The organism is Corynebacterium vitaeruminis DSM 20294, from assembly GCF_000550805.1.
GTDB lineage: Bacteria > Actinomycetota > Actinomycetes > Mycobacteriales > Mycobacteriaceae > Corynebacterium > Corynebacterium vitaeruminis.
Genome location: NZ_CP004353.1, coordinates 2,361,590 through 2,376,903, shown reverse-complemented (window position 1 = coordinate 2,376,903; position 15,314 = coordinate 2,361,590). Strand labels below are relative to the sequence as shown.

Below are 15,314 nucleotides of genomic sequence, written 5' to 3'. Positions count from 1 at the left end.
CAACGTATCGCGTTCACTATGCAGTATCCCGCATAACACAAACACCACAAATTAATCGTGTCGGTGGTTATAGCATTGGGGACACGCCCGGTCCCATTCCGAACCCGGAAGCTAAGCCCAACAGCGCTGATGGTACTGCACCCGGGAGGGTGTGGGAGAGTAAGACACCGCCGACCAAAAACTCAAAAAAACCAAGGCCTCGACAGGAACCCCCTGCCGAGGCCTTCGTTGCTATAGACGTCGAAAAGCAAAAAGCACAGGGGTGGCAGCTGTCGATGTTTTGTGGCTGAAGATTCTTGCTCTGTAGGCTAGTTCTAACTGTCTTTCAAGGAGTAATTACATGAATTCTTCGGTCGCGGCTCGTGCGGTGAACCTAGAAAAGAAGTACGGTTCGGGGGACACGACGGTCCACGCGCTCAAGGGGATCAACGTGGAGTTCGCTGCGCGCGAGTTCACCGCGATCATGGGGCCCTCGGGTTCGGGCAAGTCGACCCTCATGCACTGCATGGCGGGTCTTGATCGTGTCTCGAGCGGGTCTACTTTCATCGGCGACACCGACCTGGCTGGGCTTAATGACAAGAAGATGACCACGCTGCGCCGCGATCGGCTCGGGTTCATCTTCCAGAGCTTCAACCTCGTTCCCACGCTGACTGCGGCGGAGAATATCACCCTTCCGCTGGATATCGCCGGCAAGAAGGTCGACAAGGTCTGGTTCGACGAGGTCACTTCTCGGCTCGGGCTTACTGAGCGGCTCTCCCATCGGCCGGCCGAGCTGTCCGGCGGTCAGCAGCAGCGCGTGGCGTGCGCCCGCGCCCTCGTGGCACGCCCCAAGATCATCTTCGGTGACGAGCCGACCGGCAACCTCGACTCGAACTCTTCCGCCGAGGTCTTGAGCATCCTTCGTACGGCTGTGGATCAGGACGAGCAGACGGTGGTGATCGTGACCCACGACCCGCGTGCCGCATCCTATGCCGATCGCGTGATCTTCCTCGCGGACGGTCGCATCGTGCACGAGCTTCGTGAGCCCACGGTGGACTCGATCCTCAAGACGATGTCCGGAATCGAGGACCTCTAAGTGACGATGGCACGTTTGAGCATCCGTTCGGTGCTCGCCTACAAGCTTCGCCTGTTCCTGACCGTCATCGCCGTGGTCCTCGGCACGGCGTTCGTCTCGGGCGCGATGATGTTCACGGCCTCGCTCAACGCGGTGTTCGACTCGGCCGTCGCGGACTCGTTGGCTGGCGTCGATGCGGTGGCGAGCTCGGACGCCGGGCTCATCAAGACCCAGCAGCTGGAAGAGCTGAAGCAGGACCCTGCTGTGGCCAAGACCAACCTGTACGAGTCCACCGATGTCGTCGTGGCCAAGGGGGCCGCAGACCCGATTCAGACCGGGTCGGGCACCTCGACTTTGCGCCCGTGGTATCCGCCGGAGGATACGGTGGGCAAGGCCCGCGCGATCGTTTCTGGCAACAACCCGGTAGGCGAGGGCGAGGTGGCCATCGACGAGGGATCCGCCGAGAAATACGGCATCGCGGTGGGCGATCAGCTCATCGTCGTCGACCCGACCGCGCAACACACGTACACGGTGAGCGGCCTCATCTCCAAGGAGGACGGGGCGTCCCACGGGGTCGGCGTGTTCATGGCGGCGGACGCCTACCAGTCGATCTACAGCTCCGAATGGGGAGTGAAGTCGGTGCTGGTGCAGGGGTCGGAGGCGCACGACGCCGACCTCGTCGGCATCCTGCAGGCCAACCATCCCGAGGTCACCTTCCAGGCGGCCTCGGTTCTCTCCGCGGACCTGACCAAGCAGATTCGGACCGCGCTGAGCTTCGTCAACTACTTCCTCGTCGCCTTCGGGCTCATCGCCCTGCTGGTGGGCACCTTCATCATCGCTAATACCTTCGCCATGCTCGTGGCGCAGCGGCTCAAGGAGTTCGCGCTGCTGCGGGCGCTCGGCATGTCCCGCCGCCAGCTCACCGCCTCCGTGGTCGTGGAGGCGCTCATCGTCGGCGTCATCGGCTCCGCGGTGGGCGTTGCCGCCGGCGCGGGCTTGGTGCAGATCATCCAGTACGTGATGTCCCGGATGGGCATGCCCCTGGATAACGCGTCGATGGGGCTGACGGCCCTGTCGGTTCTGGTGCCGCTCGCGCTGGGCACGGTCGTGACCGTCGTCAGCGCGTGGGCGCCTGCGCGGAAGGCGGGCTCCGTCCGTCCGGTGGAGGCCATGCGCTCCACGGAATCCGCCTCCGGCTCCTCGCTTGTGGCGCGCACGATCATCGGGGCCGTCGGCATCCTCGGCGGCATCGCCATCATCGCGCTGGCGGTCTCCGCGCAGGATTGGTCCACGAAGAAGGCCGCCATCGCGGTGGGCATCGGGGCGTTTGCTTGCATCGTCGGCTTCTTCCTCGCCTCGCCCGCGTTTTCTATCCCGGTGGTGGGGGTCTTGGGCAGGATCATCGGTCTTCCCTTTGGCGCCGTCGGCAAGCTTGCGGCGACGAACTCCCGCCGCAACCCGAAGCGGACGGCGACCACCGCCTTCGCCCTCACGCTGGGCGTGGCGCTCGTGTCCGCCATCGGGATGCTCTCGGCGACGATGCGCGCGAGCGTCGACGACCTGGTCTCCTCGGAGGTCCAAGCCGACTACGTGCTCTCCGGCCCCGGCGACGGCAGCTTCCCCATCCCCGTCGCCGTCCCGGACGCCGTGAGGAACACCCCGGGTGTGGACTCGATGGCCACCATCGCCTACTCGCAGGTCACTATCGACGGCCAGAGCGCGGTAACCTCGCCGGCGCCGCAGATCCCGTCGATGACCTACGTGAGCACCGGGGACTTGTCGAAGGAGATCAACCTCACCGATACCGAGGGCAGCTTCGACCTCAATCCCGCCGACGTCTTCATCGCCGACCGCGACTTCGCGGCCGCCAACGGCTGGCAGATCGGCCAGTCCTACCCGGTCGTGGGCGTGCTCGGCGAGGACCTGGGACAGGCCACGCTCATCGGCACCTATGGCCCCAGCAAGATCCTCGGCAAGATGCAGCTTTCCGACGCCACGGTGAAGGAGACCGCCCGCGACGCGAGCGCCAACATGGTGGCGATCCTCGTCAACGGCACCGACCCGAACCTGCGCCCCAACCTCGAGCAGGCCGTCGCCGACTACCTCGTCGTGCAGGTGCGCACCGCCAAGGAGTACGCGGGCGCGCAGGTCGATTCCGTCACCCAGATGCTCAACATCCTCTACGCCCTGCTCGCCTTGTCGGTGATCGTGGCCGTCATCGGCATCATCAACACCCTAGCGCTCAACGTCATCGAGCGCCGCCAGGAGATTGGCATGCTGCGCGCGGTGGGAACGCAGCGCTCCCAGATCAGGTCGATGATCACCATCGAGTCGGTGCAGATCGCCCTCTACGGGGCGCTCACCGGCATCGTGCTGGGTCTCGGACTGGGCTGGGCCTTCCTCAAGGTGCTCTCCTCGCAGGGCCTGAACACGATCGCGGTGCCCTACTCGCAGCTGGTGCTGCTGCTCATCGGTGCCGGGGTGGTCGGTATCATCGCGGCGCTGTGGCCGGCGCGCAACGCGGCGAAGACCCCGCCGCTCGAGGCGATCGCGGAGTAGGGGCGAGCGGGGGCGAGCAGGGGCTCGGCCGACCTAGAGGGCTCGCCCGAGCATGACGCAGGCGACCCCCACCAACACGGTGCCCACGAGGTAGACGCCGAGCCGCCGGTAGGAGCGGGACTTCCCGAGCCCGCCCAACTCCTTGGCCAGCGTCGACCACGTCGACAGCGCCCCCGCGATGCCGGTGCCGAGAAGCGCCGTGACGGCGGGGGAGAGCGAGGCGGCCGAGGCGTAGCCGAGGAGCAGGCAGGCCGCCGCGTTGGCGGCGAAGGTGCCCCAGAGCGCGGGCAGTGCCTTGGACAGAAGGTAGCGCAGGATCCCGCCGAGGAATCCGCCGAGCGCGATGGCGAGGATGATCATCGGCCCGCCTTGGCGTCGATAAGCGAATCGCCCAACCACCAGCAGCCGACGCAGGCGACGACGGTGAGCACCGCGTAGCCCGCGGCGGGGAGGAACGCGGCGCCGGTGAGCGCGAGGGCGAACGCGGAGAAGCTGGTAAATCCGCCGAGGAAACCGGTGCCAAAGACCGCGGGCGGGCGGAAGCGGCCCATGAGGAAGGAGCCGAGCGCGTTGATGAGGAGCAGGACCCCCAGCAGACCCAGCGCGGAGCCGCCGAGCGCGGCGGTGACGCCGTAACGGGCCAGCGCACCGCACGCGGCGCCGAGGCCGACGGCGAAGGCTTGAAACATGGGTCTTAGTATATGACGCGGCCTTCCACCGGCACCGCAGGCGCCTCCTGTGCCACCTCGAATTTCATGCAAAAGTGAGTAACCCTCGTCTCATTTAGGGGACGTGACAACAAACTTAGTGAGCAAGGAAACACGCAGGTCGCGGCGCCTAGAACGATGCACCGGAACCCGTCGCGGCCACTAGACGTGACGAATTACCACTTTGCGCGCCCGCTCAGGCTCGCTACAGTCGACTGGGTGACTACAACTACGAATAACACAGACAACGCGAAGCGGTTCACCCTCAACAAAACGACGGTGCTAGACGCGGTGAGCTTCATCGCCCGCTTTTACATGGCCTACATCTGGATCAAGGCGGGCACCGCGAAGCTCGGCCATTACATGGAGACGGCGCAGTCGATCAAGGGCTATGACATCTTCTCCGACGCGTGGGCCAACGGGCTCGCGCACATTATCGCCCCGCTCGAGATCGCGGGCGGCGTCCTGCTCCTGCTCGGCATCTTCCTGCGGAAGTCGTCGGTGGTGGGAACGATCGTGCTCATCCTCTTTATCGTCGGCATCTCGCAGGCCTGGAGCCGCGGCATCGTCACCGACTGCGGCTGCTTCGGCAATGAGGGCATCAGCAGCGAGGTGGGCATGAACTACGCCAAGACCATCGCCCGCGACTGCTTCTACATCTTCCTCATGCTGTGGACCTACTTCCGCCCGTTCAAGAGGTTTGCCCTTTACGCCTAGGGCATTGTGCTTGTCGACGATCACCTTCGGCGGCGCGCCTCGTACATCGGAGCTGATGAACCGGCCTTTCGTTAACGCGGGGGCCGGTTTCTTTCATGCGGGCTGGCAATTTTAGGGGTGGCGGGGCATCGTTTTGCCCACTTCGGCCTGCAGGAAGCCGGAAAAGCGAGGACAATATAGGGGTAAACCGGGCAGGCACCCCCGCCTGTTCGGGCACAAAACCGCAACCTCACGATTGCCCCGTTGTGAAGGAGACTTCAATGGCACACCCCCGCGCAGGTCTTGTCGCGCTTCCCGAGGACCTCATCGACATCGCCGAGCTGGTCACGGCGTATTACACCCGCAAGCCGGACGCGAACAACCCCGACCAGCAGGTCTCCTTCGGCACCTCCGGGCACCGCGGCTCCTCGCTCGACACCGCCTTCAACGAGGATCACATCCTGGCCACCACGCAGGCGATCGTCGACTACCGCCGCGCCAACAACATCGGCGGCCCCGTCTACATCGGCCGCGACACCCACGCCCTGTCCGAGCCGGCCATGATCTCCGCGCTCGAGGTGCTGCTCGCTAACGACATCACCGTGCTGGTCGACGACCGCGGCCGCTACACGCCCACCCCGGCGGTCTCGCACGCCATCCTCGCCCACAACGCAAAGCTCGCGGGCGGCGTGACCGGCACCGACCCGAAGCGCGCCGACGGCATCGTCATCACTCCGTCCCACAACCCGCCGCGCGACGGCGGCTTCAAGTACAACCCGCCGAACGGCGGCCCGGCCGACACCGACGCCACCGACTGGATCGCCAACCGCGCCAACGAGCTGCTGCGCGCGGGCCTCGCCGGCGTCTCGCGCACCCCGGTCGCGGGCGTGCTCGACCCGCGCACCGTCAAGCACAACTACCTCGACTCCTACGTGGCGGACCTGCCGAACGTGGTCGACATCGAGGCCATCCGCAACTCCGGCCTGTCCATCGGTGCGGACCCCATGGGTGGCGCCTCCGTGGACTACTGGGGGGCCATCGCCGAGGCGCACAAGCTCAATCTCACCGTGGTCAACCCGCTGGTCGACGCCACCTGGCGGTTCATGACCCTAGACACCGACGGCAAGATCCGCATGGACTGCTCCTCGCCGAACTCCATGGCCTCGCTGGTCAAGAACCGCGAGAAGTACGACATTGCCACCGGTAACGACGCCGACTCCGACCGCCACGGCATCGTCACCCCGGACGCGGGCCTCATGAACCCTAACCACTACCTAGCCGTCGCGATCGAGTACCTCTTTGCGCACCGCCCGGGCTGGGCCGCCGACACCGCCGTGGGCAAGACGCTGGTGTCCTCCTCCATGATCGACCGCGTCGTGGCCAACCTGGGCCGCAAGCTGGTCGAGGTGCCGGTGGGCTTCAAGTGGTTTGTGCCGGGCCTTATCGACGGCTCCGTCGGCTTCGGCGGCGAGGAGTCCGCGGGCGCGTCCTTCCTGCGCCACAACGGCACCGTCTGGTCGACCGACAAGGACGGCATCATCCTGGACCTCCTGGCCTCCGAGATCACCGCCGTGACCGGCAAGACGCCGTCGGCGCGCTACGCGGAGCTGGCGGCCCAGTACGGCGCCCCGGCCTACGCCCGCACCGACGCCGAGGCCAACCGCGAGCAGAAGGCGATCCTCAAGGCGCTCTCCCCGGAGCAGGTCACCGCGACCGAGCTCGCTGGCGAGCCGATCACCGCGAAGCTTACCGAGGCTCCGGGCAACGGCGCCAAGATCGGCGGGCTCAAGGTGACCACCGAGAACGCGTGGTTCGCCGCCCGCCCGTCGGGAACCGAGGACAAGTACAAGATCTACGCGGAGTCCTTCCGTGGCGAAGATCACCTGAAGGAGGTCCAGGCCGCCGCCCAAGCGCTGGTGACCGAGGTTCTCCAAGGTGGCAACGCGTAGTTTCCCGTAGGGGTTGAATCGGCCGAAAGTTTATGTTGATATGTCATCATAAACTTTCGGTTGATTCGTGCCTCTTACTTTCATAGAGATTGCAAGGTCTACTAAAGTGCAAGGCGTGGCTGACAGTGTTGATAATCCCTTATCGCTCGCGCGCGGGCGTGCGGGGGAGATCGTAAGCTTCATATCCCGATTCGGGTTGGCCGCGGTGTGGCTGCTCGCCGGGGTGGAAAAGTCCACCCAGGGGCTCATTCACACCGCCCAGTCCGTCGAGGCGTATGAGATCTTCGGCCCCGACTGGTCCCTGCTTATCGCGCAGGTGATCGGTCCGCTGGAGATCGCTGGCGCGGCGCTGCTGTTCTTGGGCATCTTCCTACGATACGCGGGATGGCTCTCGACGGCGGTGCTCGTGCTGTTCATCGTCGGCATCTCGCAGGCGTGGGCCCGAGGGCTCGTCATCGACTGCGGCTGCTTCGGCGAGAAGGCCACGCCGGATGGTCAGGGAATGGACTATCTTTTGACCATTCTGCGCGACGTAGTCTTTATCTTTATGTCGATGTGGACGGCCTACCGCCCGTACCGGAAGTTTGCACTGCACCCGTAGCGCTGGCAACTGGTGCAAGCCCCCAAGTCCCCAACCGAGGATGGATTAGTGAGTAACAAGATCAAGAACCCGAACGAAAAGTCGAACAACTTCCTGTGGGCCATCCTGGCCCTGCTGGTTGTCATCGTCGCCGTCGTGACCTACATCGTCATCAACGGCAAGCAGGCCTCGAACAACGAGTACGCCGACCGCGCGAAGGAGTCCGTCAGGTTCTCGGTGACCGCCGAGGGCAGCACCATCAAGCTGGCCGCCGAGAATGCCGCGGCCGATGCGAAGCAGGTCGACCTCTACGAGGACTACTCCTGCCCCCACTGCGCTGAGCTGGCCAAGGCGACCGACGCCGACATGAAGACGGCCATCGAGGACGGCAAGATCGTGGTCACCATCCACCCGCTTAACTTCCTCGACCGCGGCGCCGAGGACGGCAACTCCACCAAGGCTGGCACCGCCGCCGAGCTCATCGCGCAGACCGGCAACGCCGAGTCCTACTGGAACTACCGCGCCATGCTTCTTGCCGACCAGTCCGACATCTACGGCCAGTGGGACAACGCCAAGTTCGGCGACGTCGCCGCCCAGTACGGCGTCGATTCCGACACCGTGAACAAGATCAAGGACGGCTCCGAGATGGCAGCCTTCCGCGACGAGGCCACCGCCAACGCCGACAACCTGACCAAGGTCGGCGGCCAGGTGTCCTCCCCGCGCGTGTTCATCAACGGCACCGAGGTCACCTCCGGGCTCGAGACCTGGGTCCAGCAGGCGACCGCCTAACCGCTAAAAAAGAAACGGGGTTCGCGCCAAGCGGCCCCGTTTTTTCATGTCCAAAAACCGCCCGTGACCACACGTTTTGTTTTTTCATGCACTGTGGACGTAGTATATCCCATGCAAGCGGATATGGAACATATTCACTGCGGGGCTATGGCGCAGCTGGTAGCGCATCACACTGGCAGTGTGGGGGTCACGGGTTCGAATCCCGTTAGCTCCACAGATACCCGGTTACAGAGAGATCTGTAACCGGGTTTTGTGCGTTCGGGGTCAATGCACCCCCGCCGGGAGTAGTTGGGGTTGGAGAACCGTCAGGGCGTCGTATAGCATGTTCCAAATTCTGTTGAACAACCTCTGAGGGGCCCATCAAGTGAAGACCTTCATCTCCGGCAAGATCCACCGCATCTGCGTGACCGAGGCCGAGCTCGACTACATCGGCAGCGTCACCATCGACGCCGAGATCATGGCCGAGGCGAACATCGAGCCGTACGAGCGCGTCGACGTCGCGAACGTGACCAACGGCGAGCGCTTCACCACCTACGCGCTGCCGGGCAAGAAGGGCGTGTTCGCGCTCAACGGCGGCGCCGCCCGCTTGGGCCGGCCGGGCGACATCTGCATCGTCATGGCCTACCAGCTCGCCGAGTCCTTCCCGGGCGCGCCGGCGCTCATCATCGGCGAGAACAACGAGATCGTCGAGCGCCTGCACTACCCGCTGACCGAGCCGCGCCCGATCGACGGGCCGGGCATCGACGTCACCGTTCAGTAGGGCGGGTGGCTTGCTACCCCGGTTCGGGCCCGCCCGGAAGGAGTCGGGCGTCGACAAGCGAGTGCGACCGGGGCGACCAACCCTAAAGGGGGCAACCTAGGTCACGAATAGGGGTGGATGTGCCGCAGGACTCGGCCATGGTGGGAGAATTGATACATGACTTACATCGAAGGAACCGATCCGATCACCGTCCTCGAACCCGAGGAGTCCATGGAGTTCTTGGGCACGCAGTCGATGGGCCGCTTGGTCGTCCGCCGCAAGGATGACATGGACATTTTCCCCGTCAACTACGTCATCAGCGAGGGCGCCGTTTACTTCCGCACGGCCGAGGGCAACAAGCTGTTTAGCCTGAACCTCAACCACGACGTGCTCTTCGAGGTCGACCACGTCGAGGGCGAGAACGCGTGGAGCGTTGTCATCAAGGGGCAGGCAGGCGTTGTCACCGACCTCGCCGAGATCCACAAGGCGGACGCGCTGCCGCTCAAGCCGTGGATCCCGACGCTGAAGTACAACTGGGTCAAGATCACCCCGACGTCGATCTCCGGGCGCTACTTCGAGCTCGGCGACGAGCCGGAGCGCTACTAACGGCATTGTTTATCAAGCGCCCTTCACAGCCCGGTGCAGCCTTCGCGGAGGCCGCCGGGCTTTCGTGGTTGGGTGAGGCGGGCGCGCCGGTGGCCCGGGTCATAGAGGTGTCGGAGGGGTACCTCGCGACGGAGACGATCGAGACAGTCGCGCCCACGCCGGAGTCCGCCTTCGAGGCCGGGGTGGCGCTGGCTGGCATCCACGCCCTCGGCGCGCCGGGCTTCGGCAGCCCTCCCGCGGGCTGGGACGGCCCCAACTACATCGGCACGCAGGTAGAGCTGTGCATCCCGCGCGAGAGCTGGTTCGATTTCTACGCGTCCCAGCGCGTGCTGTTCTTCGTCGAAAAGGCGGTCGCGCTGGGCACGCTGTCGCTTTCCGACGCCCAGGAGGTGGCTTGCCTCATGGACGAATTGAAGGCCGTGGACTTCCCCGGCGAGCCAGCCCGCATCCACGGGGACCTGTGGGCGGGAAACCTGCTCTTTGGCAAGTCCGGGCCGGTGTTCATCGACCCGGCCGCCCACGGCGGGCACCCCGTCACGGACCTGGCGATGCTCGACCTGTTCGGGGCGCCGTACCTTGAGTCGATCTTCTCCGGCTACGTCTCCGCGGGAAACGCGCCCGCGGGCTGGCGGGAGCTCATCCCGCTGCACCAGCTGCACCCCCTGGCCGTGCACGCGGTGACGCACGGCGCGGGGTACGGGCGCGAGCTCATGCGCTGCGCGGGGAGGGTGCGGCGGGCGCTGCTGTGATCTTTAGTTCTTCCACCAGGTGTCCTGCGGGGTGACCGGCAGGTGGCGCTTGTGCTGGCCGACGTTCCACAGGTGCTCGATGCGGGCGCGGGAGGCCTCGGACACCTCGCTGGTGCCCTCGATGTAGTCGTCGATCTCCTTGTAGCTCACCCCGAGGGCGACCTCGTCCGGCAGCGCCGGGCGGTCCTCCTCCAGGTCCGCGGTGGGGACCTTCTGCCAGGTGGACTCCGGCGCGCCGAGGTGGCGCAAGAGGGCTGCGCCCTGGCGCTTGGACAGGCCGAAGAGGGGGAGGATGTCGGCGCCGCCGTCGCCGAACTTGGTGAAGAAACCCGTGACGTTCTCCGCCGCGTGGTCGGTGCCGATCACCAGCAGGCGCTTCTCGCCGGCCAGCGCGTACTGGGCGACCATGCGCTCACGGGCCTTGATGTTGCCCTTGTTGAAGTCGCTGAGCTCCTCGACGCCTAGGGCGGTGGCAGTGGCGCGCTCGGCGGCGTCGGTGGACTCCTTAATATTGATGACCACCGAGTGATCGGGCTTGATGAACTGGAGGGACGTCTGCGCGTCCGCCTCGTCCGCCTGCACGCCGTAGGGGAGGCGGATGGCGTAGAAGCTGGCCTCGAGGCCCTCCCCGCGAAGCTTCTCCACAGCCAGCTGGGCGAGCCTGCCCGCCAGCGTCGAGTCCTGGCCGCCTGAGATGCCGAGGGCGAAGCCCTTCGTTCCGGTACTTCGGACGTAGCTGGCGAGGAACTCCACGCGCCGGGCGACCTCCTCGGCCGGGATGATCTCCGGGCGGGTCTCGAGGGCGTCGATGATGGCTTGCTGGGTTGCAGAAGTAGTAGTCATGGTGACTATCCTAGAGCGAATTTCTATTAAGCAACAGGGCGGTGGCCGTTTTGCGGCGGCGGCGCCTCGCAGTTTCCGTCGCGGGGGAGGGTTTGGTATTTGGGGGCGAACTGTTATAACATAATTCCTCGTGTCGTGGCTGGCTGCCTCGCCGCGTTTGGTGGGTGACAAGCCGCCGCTGAAAGAAGTAGCGAAGCTTTCTTGCTTCGCGTTCGGGATCTAAAGAAAGGAGCGCCCGATGAAGGTCCGCAAGTCCCTTCGGTCGCTGAAGAACAAGCCGGGCGCTCAGGTTGTGCGTCGTCGCGGCAAGGTCTACGTGATCAACAAGAAGGAGCCTCGTTTCAAGGCTCGCCAGGGCTAATTCCTTGGTTTTTGAAAAGCGCTCGCCCTTCGGGGCGGGCGCTTTTTGCATGGGCAGGTGGCTCGGTGAAGGAAAGGGGCCCCTGGGGCGTTGGGGGAGCCCGTCCCACCCTCGCCGCGGGCGCCGTGTGGCAACCGAGGGGAGTGCGTGGGGGAGGGGTAAAGAGTATGCTCTTGACGAACGGCGTTTTCGGTTAGGCGCTTGTCTGGGCGGGCGCGGAGGGGTAGGAAATCGTCACAATCGAATTAAAAAGTGGATTAGGTCATAGTTTTGAGGCGCTTCGCAGGAAAACCGCAGGAATGTAATTTAAGGGAGTCACAATCGTGTGATTTTCCTGAGCGTCGGGTCGCAACATGTGGTGCCGTGGCCGAGGATGTGCTGGGGAAATGCCTGCCGGAGCCACTACATGTTGGGATGGTTGCGGGAATTTGGCACAAAGTATAGTGTCTATCTCAGTCGCCACGAACGCCGCGCGAGGCCTTAAAAGGCCGCTAGAAGGGGTGGGAAACGTCCCGTCCGCGCGGTTGAAGCGGGGTCAGGAAACCCCCGAAGATTCGTTTGGCCGAATGTTTTTGCCCGACCTTATAACGTTGACACTTTAGAGGGATACGCCATGTCGATTACCGTTTACACCAAGCCCGCTTGCGTCCAGTGCAATGCAACCAAGAAGGCCTTGGATCGCGCCGGCCTCGACTACGACCTGGTGGACATCAGCGTTGACGACGAGGCCCGCGACTACGTCATGGCGCTCGGCTACCTGCAGGCCCCGGTCGTGGAGGCCAACGGCGAGCACTGGTCCGGCTTCCGCCCGGAGCGCATCAGCTCGCTGGCTGCCCAGGTCGCATAGGGCAAAGGCAAGAACCTCGAACGTTCAGCCCTCCCGTTCATCGATGGCGGGAGGGCGTTTGTATGTCGAAGGAAGGTGAGCATTCCATGCTCGTCGTCTACTACTCATCCGCCACGGAGAACACCAAGAAGTTCGTGGAGAAGCTCGGGTTCCCCGCCCAGCGGATCCCGATGCGCAAGAGCGAGCCGGAACTTGTTGTGGACGAGCCCTACGTGCTGGTCTGTCCCACCTATGGCGGCGGGGCCTCGATCAGCCACCAGAACACGAGGCCCGTTCCGGGGCAGGTCATTCGCTTCCTCAACAACGAGCACAACCGTTCGCTCATCAGGGCGGTGATCTCGGGCGGAAACTCCAACTTCGGCACGGACTTCGGCAAGGCGGGCGACGTCATCTCCCAGAAGTGCGGGGTGCCTTACGTGTACCGCTACGAGCTTCTCGGCACCGAGGAGGACGTTCGGTTGGTTCGAGGCGGGCTCACAGACAACGCCGAGTCGCTGGGCCTCGTCCCGGAAACGGCCAGCTAGCCAACGCACACGGTGCGTGTCGGGCGATCTATATACAATGCGAAATGACGGCGGGCCACAGGCCCGCAGCGCGGTTGCTTCGCGGATAACTGAATGAACGTGAAACTACAAGAAGAAAAGGTGCGGTAGTACTAGTGAGTGAGAAGAGCATGAACGTCGGACGCCTCGTCGCCGAGCCGGCCAGCATCGCCGAGCAACTTGATTACCATGCGCTCAACGCGCTTTTGAACCTCTACGACGCCGAGGGAAAGATCCAGTTCGACAAGGACCGCGAGGCCGCGAACCAGTTCTTCCTGCAGCACGTTAACCAGAACACGGTCTTCTTCCACGACCTGGAGGAGAAGTTCGATTACCTGATCAAGAACAAGTACTACGACCCGGAGGTCGTGGGCAAGTACGAGTTCGACTTCATTAAGTCCCTGTTCAAGCAGGCCTACGCGCACAAGTTCCGGTTCCCCACCTTCCTCGGCGCCTACAAGTACTACACCTCCTACACGCTGAAGACCTTCGACGGTCGCCGCTACCTCGAGCGCTTCGAGGACCGCGTGTGCATGGTCGCCCTCACGCTGGCCGCAGGCGACCAGAAGCTCGCCTCCAACCTGGTCGACGAGATCATGACCGGCCGCTTCCAGCCGGCCACCCCGACCTTCCTCAACTGCGGCAAGGCGCAGCGCGGCGAGCCCGTGTCCTGCTTCCTCCTGCGCATCGAGGACAACATGGAGTCCATCGGCCGCGCCATCAACTCCGCGCTGCAGCTGTCCAAGCGCGGCGGCGGCGTGGCGCTGCTCCTGTCCAACCTGCGCGAGGCGGGCGCGCCGATCAAGCACATCGAGAACCAGTCTTCCGGCGTCATCCCCGTGATGAAGCTGCTCGAGGACTCCTTCTCCTACGCCAACCAGCTGGGTGCCCGCCAGGGCGCCGGTGCCGTGTACCTCAACGCCCACCACCCGGACATCCTCAGCTTCCTCGACACCAAGCGCGAGAACGCCGACGAGAAGGTCCGCATCAAGACCCTGTCCCTCGGCGTGGTCATCCCGGACATCACCTTCGAGCTTGCCAAGCGCAACGAGGACATGTACCTGTTCTCCCCGTACGACGTCGAGCGCATCTACGGCGTGCCTTTCGCCGACCTGTCGGTGACCGAGCACTACGAGGAGATGGTCGAGGACCCGCGGATCAAGAAGAAGAAGATCAACGCCCGCGAGTTCTTCCAGACCCTGGCGGAGATCCAGTTCGAGTCCGGCTACCCGTACATCATGTTCGAGGACACCGTCAACAAGGCCAACCCGATCGCGGGCCGGGTCAACATGTCCAACCTTTGCTCCGAGATCCTGCAGGTCAACACTCCGTCGACCTACAACGACGACCTGAGCTACTCGCGCGTCGGTGAGGACATCTCCTGCAACCTGGGTTCGCTCAATATCGCCATGACCATGGACTCCCCGGACTTCGGCAATACCATCGAGACCGCGATCCGCGGGCTCACGGCCGTCTCCGAGCAGACCTCCATCGACTCCGTCCCGAGCATTCGTAAGGGCAACGAGGCGGCCCACGCCATCGGCCTGGGCCAGATGAACCTGCACGGTTTCTTGGGGCGCGAGCACATCCACTACGGCTCCGAGGAGGGCTTGGACTTCACCAACGCCTACTTCGCCGCCGTGCTGTACCAGTGCCTGCGCGCCTCCCACAAGCTGGCGGTCGAGCGCGGCCACGCCTTCGAGGGCTTCGCCGACTCCGATTACGCCTCCGGCGCCTACTTCGACCGCTTCGACCCGGCCGAGTTCGCGCCCAAGACCGAGCGGGTGAAGGAGCTGTTTGCGGCCTCCTCCATCCACACCCCGAGCGCGGAGGAGTGGGAGCAGCTGAAGAAGGACGTGCAGGCGGACGGAATCTTCAACCGCTACCTGCAGGCGGTGCCGCCGACCGGCTCCATCTCGTACATCAACAACTCCACCTCGTCGATCCACCCGATCGCCTCCAAGATCGAGATCCGCAAGGAGGGCAAGATCGGCCGCGTCTACTACCCGGCGCCGCACATGGACAACGAAAACCTGGAGTACTATAAGGACGCCTACGAGATCGGCTACGAGAAGGTCATCGACACCTACGCGGTGGCCACGAAGTACGTCGACCAGGGCCTGTCTCTGACGCTGTTCTTCAAGGACACCGTGACCACCCGCGACATCAACCGCGCGCAGATCTACGCGTGGCGCAAGGGCATTAAGACCCTCTACTACATCCGCCTGCGCCAGGTGGCGCTGGAGGGCACGGAGATCGAGGGGTGCGTCTCCTGCATGCTTTAAGGCATAGG

General features: G+C 64.3%; 16 protein-coding genes, 1 tRNA gene and 1 rRNA gene. 15 read left to right on the top strand and 3 right to left on the bottom strand.

Annotated elements, in window-relative coordinates; all coding sequences use genetic code 11:
- Window positions 1-59 precede the first annotated feature (59 nt).
- The 3 genes from rrf (at window position 60) to B843_RS10770 (ending at window position 3,613) form a co-directional block, all read left to right on the top strand.
- Window positions 60-176, top strand: a 5S ribosomal RNA gene (gene rrf / locus B843_RS10780).
- A gap of 164 nt (window positions 177-340) precedes the next feature.
- Window positions 341-1,075 carry an ABC transporter ATP-binding protein gene (locus B843_RS10775; RefSeq protein WP_025253509.1) on the top strand — a complete coding sequence of 245 codons (735 nt, stop codon included), beginning with the start codon at window positions 341-343 and terminating at the stop codon, window positions 1,073-1,075.
- A gap of 6 nt (window positions 1,076-1,081) precedes the next feature.
- Window positions 1,082-3,613 (top strand): ABC transporter permease, encoded by a 2,532-nt coding sequence (locus tag B843_RS10770; RefSeq protein WP_025253508.1) that lies wholly within the window; start codon window positions 1,082-1,084, stop codon window positions 3,611-3,613.
- 33 nt (window positions 3,614-3,646) lie between these two features.
- Here B843_RS10770 and B843_RS10765 read toward each other — a convergent pair whose 3' ends face one another.
- Both B843_RS10765 and B843_RS10760 read right to left on the bottom strand, forming a co-directional pair.
- Window positions 3,647-3,973, bottom strand: a complete 327-nt coding sequence (locus B843_RS10765; protein ID WP_155895152.1) for a fluoride efflux transporter FluC — start codon at window positions 3,971-3,973, stop codon at window positions 3,647-3,649.
- Window positions 3,970-4,302, bottom strand: a complete 333-nt coding sequence (locus B843_RS10760) for a fluoride efflux transporter family protein (protein WP_025253506.1) — start codon at window positions 4,300-4,302, stop codon at window positions 3,970-3,972. The genes B843_RS10765 and B843_RS10760 overlap by 4 nt, the downstream gene beginning before the upstream one ends.
- A gap of 237 nt (window positions 4,303-4,539) precedes the next feature.
- Between B843_RS10760 and B843_RS10755 the strand changes: the two genes are divergently transcribed.
- From B843_RS10755 to B843_RS10720, 8 genes are all read left to right on the top strand, one after another.
- Window positions 4,540-5,037 (top strand): DoxX family protein, encoded by a 498-nt coding sequence (locus B843_RS10755; RefSeq protein ID WP_276652566.1) that lies wholly within the window; start codon window positions 4,540-4,542, stop codon window positions 5,035-5,037.
- Window positions 5,038-5,297: 260 nt separating this feature from the next.
- Window positions 5,298-6,965 carry a phosphoglucomutase (alpha-D-glucose-1,6-bisphosphate-dependent) gene (pgm, locus tag B843_RS10750; RefSeq protein WP_025253504.1) on the top strand — a complete coding sequence of 556 codons (1,668 nt, stop codon included), beginning with the start codon at window positions 5,298-5,300 and terminating at the stop codon, window positions 6,963-6,965.
- A gap of 115 nt (window positions 6,966-7,080) precedes the next feature.
- On the top strand, window positions 7,081-7,566 hold the full coding sequence (locus B843_RS10745) for a MauE/DoxX family redox-associated membrane protein (RefSeq protein ID WP_051483585.1): 486 nt from the start codon (window positions 7,081-7,083) through the stop codon (window positions 7,564-7,566).
- A gap of 48 nt (window positions 7,567-7,614) precedes the next feature.
- On the top strand, window positions 7,615-8,334 hold the full coding sequence (locus B843_RS10740) for a DsbA family protein (protein WP_025253502.1): 720 nt from the start codon (window positions 7,615-7,617) through the stop codon (window positions 8,332-8,334).
- Window positions 8,335-8,475: 141 nt separating this feature from the next.
- Window positions 8,476-8,548 (top strand) — tRNA-Ala (locus B843_RS10735).
- Between the two features lie 150 nt (window positions 8,549-8,698).
- Window positions 8,699-9,094 (top strand): aspartate 1-decarboxylase, encoded by a 396-nt coding sequence (locus tag B843_RS10730; RefSeq protein ID WP_025253501.1) that lies wholly within the window; start codon window positions 8,699-8,701, stop codon window positions 9,092-9,094.
- Window positions 9,095-9,250: 156 nt separating this feature from the next.
- A complete protein-coding gene (locus B843_RS10725) occupies window positions 9,251-9,679 on the top strand; it encodes a pyridoxamine 5'-phosphate oxidase family protein (RefSeq protein ID WP_025253500.1) in 429 nt (142 codons plus the stop codon).
- A gap of 5 nt (window positions 9,680-9,684) precedes the next feature.
- Window positions 9,685-10,428, top strand: coding sequence for a fructosamine kinase family protein (locus B843_RS10720; RefSeq protein WP_025253499.1), 744 nt, complete (start codon window positions 9,685-9,687; stop codon window positions 10,426-10,428).
- 3 nt (window positions 10,429-10,431) lie between these two features.
- Here B843_RS10720 and nadE read toward each other — a convergent pair whose 3' ends face one another.
- Window positions 10,432-11,271 carry an ammonia-dependent NAD(+) synthetase gene (gene nadE, locus B843_RS10715; protein WP_025253498.1) on the bottom strand — a complete coding sequence of 280 codons (840 nt, stop codon included), beginning with the start codon at window positions 11,269-11,271 and terminating at the stop codon, window positions 10,432-10,434.
- Between the two features lie 238 nt (window positions 11,272-11,509).
- Here nadE and ykgO point away from each other — a divergent pair, with 238 nt between their 5' ends.
- From ykgO to nrdE, 4 genes are all read left to right on the top strand, one after another.
- Entirely contained in the window at window positions 11,510-11,632 is a 123-nt protein-coding gene (gene ykgO, locus B843_RS10710) for a type B 50S ribosomal protein L36 (protein ID WP_005511141.1), read from the top strand.
- A 613-nt stretch (window positions 11,633-12,245) separates the two neighbouring features.
- Window positions 12,246-12,479: a glutaredoxin-like protein NrdH gene (gene nrdH / locus B843_RS10705; RefSeq protein ID WP_025253497.1), complete on the top strand. Its 234-nt coding sequence runs from the start codon at window positions 12,246-12,248 to the stop codon at window positions 12,477-12,479.
- Window positions 12,480-12,565: 86 nt separating this feature from the next.
- A complete protein-coding gene (gene nrdI / locus B843_RS10700; protein WP_025253496.1) occupies window positions 12,566-13,003 on the top strand; it encodes a class Ib ribonucleoside-diphosphate reductase assembly flavoprotein NrdI in 438 nt (145 codons plus the stop codon).
- A 149-nt stretch (window positions 13,004-13,152) separates the two neighbouring features.
- A complete protein-coding gene (gene nrdE, locus B843_RS10695) occupies window positions 13,153-15,306 on the top strand; it encodes a class 1b ribonucleoside-diphosphate reductase subunit alpha (RefSeq protein WP_025253495.1) in 2,154 nt (717 codons plus the stop codon).
- Window positions 15,307-15,314: the final 8 nt, after the last annotated feature.

Coding starts and splice junctions, on each gene's coding strand:
- B843_RS10775 (WP_025253509.1), top strand. CDS start 341: ATGAATTCTTCGGTCGCGGCTCGTGCGGTGAACCTAGAAAAGAAGTAC.
- B843_RS10770 (WP_025253508.1), top strand. CDS start 1,082: ATGGCACGTTTGAGCATCCGTTCGGTGCTCGCCTACAAGCTTCGCCTG.
- B843_RS10765 (WP_155895152.1), bottom strand. CDS start 3,973: ATGATCATCCTCGCCATCGCGCTCGGCGGATTCCTCGGCGGGATCCTG.
- B843_RS10760 (WP_025253506.1), bottom strand. CDS start 4,302: ATGTTTCAAGCCTTCGCCGTCGGCCTCGGCGCCGCGTGCGGTGCGCTG.
- pgm (WP_025253504.1), top strand. CDS start 5,298: ATGGCACACCCCCGCGCAGGTCTTGTCGCGCTTCCCGAGGACCTCATC.
- B843_RS10725 (WP_025253500.1), top strand. CDS start 9,251: ATGACTTACATCGAAGGAACCGATCCGATCACCGTCCTCGAACCCGAG.
- nadE (WP_025253498.1), bottom strand. CDS start 11,271: ATGACTACTACTTCTGCAACCCAGCAAGCCATCATCGACGCCCTCGAG.
- ykgO (WP_005511141.1), top strand. CDS start 11,510: ATGAAGGTCCGCAAGTCCCTTCGGTCGCTGAAGAACAAGCCGGGCGCT.
- nrdH (WP_025253497.1), top strand. CDS start 12,246: ATGTCGATTACCGTTTACACCAAGCCCGCTTGCGTCCAGTGCAATGCA.
- nrdI (WP_025253496.1), top strand. CDS start 12,566: ATGCTCGTCGTCTACTACTCATCCGCCACGGAGAACACCAAGAAGTTC.
- nrdE (WP_025253495.1), top strand. CDS start 13,153: ATGAACGTCGGACGCCTCGTCGCCGAGCCGGCCAGCATCGCCGAGCAA.